Origin of the sequence: Streptomyces sp. CB02400 (genome assembly GCF_001905725.1) — a bacterium.
Classification (GTDB): Bacteria; Actinomycetota; Actinomycetes; order Streptomycetales; family Streptomycetaceae; genus Streptomyces; species Streptomyces atrovirens.
Genome location: NZ_LIWB01000016.1, coordinates 208,578 through 213,216, shown reverse-complemented (window position 1 = coordinate 213,216; position 4,639 = coordinate 208,578). Strand labels below are relative to the sequence as shown.

General features: G+C 74.3%; 2 protein-coding genes. Both read right to left on the bottom strand.

The window, feature by feature from the left end:
• The coding region (locus tag AMK33_RS42550; protein ID WP_443030942.1) for a type I polyketide synthase at positions 1-1,592 on the bottom strand (1,592 nt) is incomplete at its 3' end.
• 47 nt (positions 1,593-1,639) lie between these two features.
• On the bottom strand, positions 1,640-4,639 hold a 3,000-nt coding region (locus AMK33_RS42545; protein ID WP_158075150.1), incomplete at its 5' end, for a type I polyketide synthase.

Sequence of the window (4,639 nt, the reverse complement as noted above, 5' to 3'; positions counted from 1 at the left end):
AGACGGGCCGCCTGGTCCCGCAACGCCGCCGCGGTCTTCCCCGACACCGCCCACGGGATCACGGGCAACGCGACCCGCTCGGCGTCCGCTGGCTGGTCCCCGTCGCTCTCAGGGAGGGGGTCCTCCGCCGCCGGAGCCTGCTCCAGGACGATGTGCGCGTTCGTACCGCTCACCCCGAACGACGACACACCGGCCCTGCGCGGTCCTTCACCGTCCCACGGACGTGACTCCGTGAGCAGCCGGACCTCACCGGCGGACCAGTCCACATGTGAGGTAGGCCGGTCGACGTGCAGGGTCTTCGGCAGTACCCCGTGCCGCATGGCCTGCACCATCTTGATGACGCCCGCGACACCGGCCGCCGCCTGCGTGTGACCGATGTTGGACTTGATCGAACCCAGGTACAGCGGCCGGTCCTCCGGCCGGTCCCGGCCGTAGGTGGCCAGCAGCGCCTGCGCCTCGATGGGGTCGCCCAGCGTGGTGCCGGTGCCGTGCGCCTCCACCACGTCGACGTCACGCGGCGTCAGCCGGGCGTTGGCGAGGGCCTGCTGGATGACCCGCTGCTGGGAGGGTCCGTTGGGGGCGGTCAGGCCGTTGGACGCGCCGTCCTGGTTGATCGCCGAACCCCGCACCACCGCGAGCACGTCGTGCCCGAGCCGGCGGGCGTCGGACAGCCGCTCCACGAGCAGCATGCCCACGCCCTCCGACCAGCCGGTGCCGTCGGCGGCGTCGGCGAACGGCTTGCACCGGCCGTCGGCCGCGAGGCCCCGCTGCCGGGAGAACTCCACGAACGTGCCCGGCGTCGCCATCACCGTCACACCGCCCGCGAGCGCGTACCGGCACTGGCCGGTGCGCAGCGCCTGGATCGCCCAGTGCAGGGCGACCAGCGACGACGAGCACGCCGTGTCCACCGTCACCGCCGGGCCCTCCAGGCCCATGGTGTACGCCACCCGGCCCGAGGTGACGCTGCCCGCGTTGCCGTTGCCGATGAAACCCTCGAGGTCCTCGGGCACGTCCCGCAGCCGGGCCACGTGGTCGTGGTACATGAGCCCCGCGAACACGCCGGTCTGCGAACCGCGCAGCGAGACCGGGTCGATTCCCGCCGACTCCACGGCCTCCCACGCGGCCTCCAGCAGCAGACGCTGCTGCGGGTCCATCGCCAGCGCCTCACGCGGGCTGATCCCGAAGAACGCCGGGTCGAAGTCCGCGGCGTCGTACAGGAAACCGCCCACGTTCGTGTAGGAGGTGCCCGGGCGGTCCGGGTCCGGGTCGTACAGGGCCTCCAGGTCCCAGCCGCGGTCCTCGGGGAACGCCGACATCTCGTCCCGGCCCTGCGCGACCAGGTCCCACAGGTCCTCCGGTCCGCGGACGCCGCCCGGGTACCGGCAGGCCATGCCGACGATGGCGATCGGTTCGTGTGCCGCGTCCTGGACCTGCTGCAGCTTTTCGCGGGCCTGCTTCAGCTCTCCCGCGGCACGCGCCAGGTATTGACGGAACTTGTCCTCGTTTGACATGGGGCCCTCGCTGAGTTCTGCGTTGTGCTGACGCGTTGACGAAGTGGGTGGGCCGGCGCTGAGCCGGGCAGGTCGGGCCACGGCCCGCGGGCATGACCGCTCGCGGGCCGTGGGACGGAAGGGAACGCTCAGATGCCGAGGTCCCGGTCGAAGTAGTCGAAGATCTCGTCGTCCGAAGCGGACAGCAGCGTGTCCTCGATGGCGGGAGCGCTCTGCGTCCCGGCGCTCCCGGTGTGCTTGGCGAGCACCGCCCGCAGCCGGTCCCGCACCCGGTCGACGTCGTCCTGCTCCGGGGAGAGTTCGGACAGCAACCGCTCCAGGCCGTCGATCTGCTGGAACAGCCGGTCGGCCGCCGACTCCGGCTCCGGCAGGATCTGCTGTCCCAGGTACTCCGCGAGCGACGCCGGGTTCGGATAGTCGAACACCAGCGTGGTGGGCAGCTTCAGACCGGTGATCTCACCCAGCCGGTTGCGCAGCTCGACCGCGATCAGCGAGTCGAAGCCCAGCTCGGCGAAGGACTGGTCCGCCTCCAGGGCGCTCCCGGAAGCGTGGCCGAGCACGGCGGCCACCTCCTCGCGCACCACGGTGAGCAGCGTCTGCCGCTGCTCCTCGGGCTGCTGCGCGAGCAGCCGCTGCAACAGGTCCGGCCCGATGGACGCGGAGCCCGCCGCCGCGGCGGAGCGTCGCACCGCCGGAACCAGCGACCGGAACAGCGCGGGCACCGCCGCACCACTCCTGGTCATGTCCAGGCGCATCGGCAGCAGCACGGCGTGCCCGGTCCGCCCGGCCGTGTCGAACAGGGCCATGCCCTCGGCGGTCTCCAGGGCGGTCACTCCACCGCGCGCCATGCGGGACCGGTCGGTGTCGCTCAGCTCCGACGTCATCCCGCTGGCCTGCGCCCACGCACCCCACGCGAGGGACTGCGCGGGCAGCCCGGCCGCCCTGCGGTGCTGGGCCAGCGCGTCCAGGAACGCGTTGGCCGCCGCGTAGTTGCCCTGGCCGGGCGCGCCGACCACACCGGCCGCGGAGGAGAACAGGACGAACATCTCCAGGTTCGCGTCCGCGGTGAGCCGGTGCAGATGCCAGGCCGCGTCGACCTTGGGCCGCAGCACGGTGTCCACCCGCTCGGGGCTGAGCGACGTCAGCACGCCGTCGTCGATCACACCGGCGACGTGCACCACACCGGTCAGCGGGTGCTCGGCGCCGATCCCGGCCAGGAGCGCGGCGAGCGCCTCGCCGTCCGCGGCGTCACACGCCTCGACGCGCACGGACGCGCCGAGCGCCGTCAGCTCCGCGGCCAGCTCCCGCGCGCCGCCCGCCTCCGGGCCGCTCCGGGAGGCCAGCACCAGGTGCCGCACCCCACGCTCGGTGACCAGGTGCCTGGCCAGCTCACCGCCGAGCACACCGGTACCGCCGGTGATCAGGACGGTGCCGTCCGCGGACAGCCCCCCGTCCGCGTCCGGCGTTCCCGGCTCGCCGTCGGCCCTGACGATGCGCGGCACCAGCAGGCCACCGTCGCGCACCGCGAGCTGCGGCTCGTCCTCGCGCAGCGCCGCGGCCACCGAGGCCACCGGCACACCGCCGAGATCACCGGCGCCGCCGACGTCGAGCAGCCCGATCCGGCCGGGGTTCTCCGACTGCGCCGACCGCAGCAGACCCCATACGGCGGCGCCCGCCAGGTCGGTGACGTCCGCCTCGGGCGAGGTCGCCACCGCACCGCGGGTCGTCACCACGAGCCTGGCCGAGGCGAACCGCTCGTCGGAGAGCCACTGCTGAGCCAGCGCGAGTGCCCACCCGGTGGCTTCCCGGGCCGCCGTCACTGGGTCGCCCGGCGCGCCCGGCCAGGCCGCGAACACCAGCTCCGGAACCGGCTCCCCGTCGGCGACCGCCGTGCTCAGGGCCGCCAGATCCGGGAACGACGGCTGTCCGTCCGCCACCTCGCCGACGAACACGTACGACGCGTCCGCGGCGGGCGCGGCCTGCTCGGCGCGCCGCCAGTCCAGCCGGAACAGCGAGTCGCCGCGGGCCGCCGGCCGTACGGCGAGCTGCTCCTGGCTGACCGGCCGCAGCACCAGCTCCTCGATGCGCGCCACGGGACGGCCCGCCACATCGGCCATGTCCACCGACACCGTGCCGTCGGCACCCGTCGGGGTCAGCCGCAGCCGCAGTGCCGCGGCGCCCACGGCGTGCAGCGTGAGCCCGTTCCAGGCGAACGGCAGCATGGCCTGCTCGCCCATGGCCTTGGTCAGGCCGACCGCGTGCAGGCCCGCGTCGAGCAGCGCCGGGTGCAGGCCGAACGCGCCCGCGTCGCCCTGCTGTTCCTCGGGCAGCGCGACGTCCACCAGGACGGTGTCGCCGTCGCGCCAGACCGCGCGCAGCCCCTGGAAGACCGGGCCGTACGCGAAGCCCGCCTCGGCCGACCGGTCGTAGAACCCGTCGATGCCGACGGCCTGTGCGCCCTTGGGCGGCCACACCGACCAGTCGGGCGCGACGGGCGGCTCCGGCGCGGCGACGGCCAGCGTCGCCTCGGCGTGCTGGATCCACGGCCCGTCCCCGGACCGCGAGTGCACGGTCAGCCGGCGCCTGCCGCGCTCGTCCGCGGCACCCGCCGTCAGCCGCAGATCCGCGGCGCCCTGCTCCGTGAGCACCAGCGGCGCCTGCAGGGTGAGTTCCTCCACGTGCCCGCACCCGACCACGTCACCGGCGCGCACCGCCAGTTCGACGAAGCCCGTGCCCGGGAACAGCACCGAACCCAGCACCGCGTGGTCGGCGAGCCAGGGGTGCGTGCGCAGCGACAGCCGCCCGGTCAGCACCGTGCCCCCGTCGTCGGGCAGTTCCACCCTGGCGGCGAGCAGCGGATGCCCGGCCTCGGCGAGACCGGCCGTGGCGAGATCCGCGCCCGCCCCCTGACCGCTGCCGGAGAGCCAGTAGCGCTGGTGCTGGAAGGCGTAGGTCGGCAGGGAGGCGGGGCTGGGGCGGCTGGGGGCGAGGAGCGCCCGCCAGTCGATGTTCCTTCCGTGGGTGTGGAGGTGGGCGACGGCCTGCGTGAGCGAGACGGTCTCCGGCCGGTCCTTGCGGACGGCCGCCAGGACCTGCACAGGAGTGCCGGTGTCTTCGGGGAGGCAGGT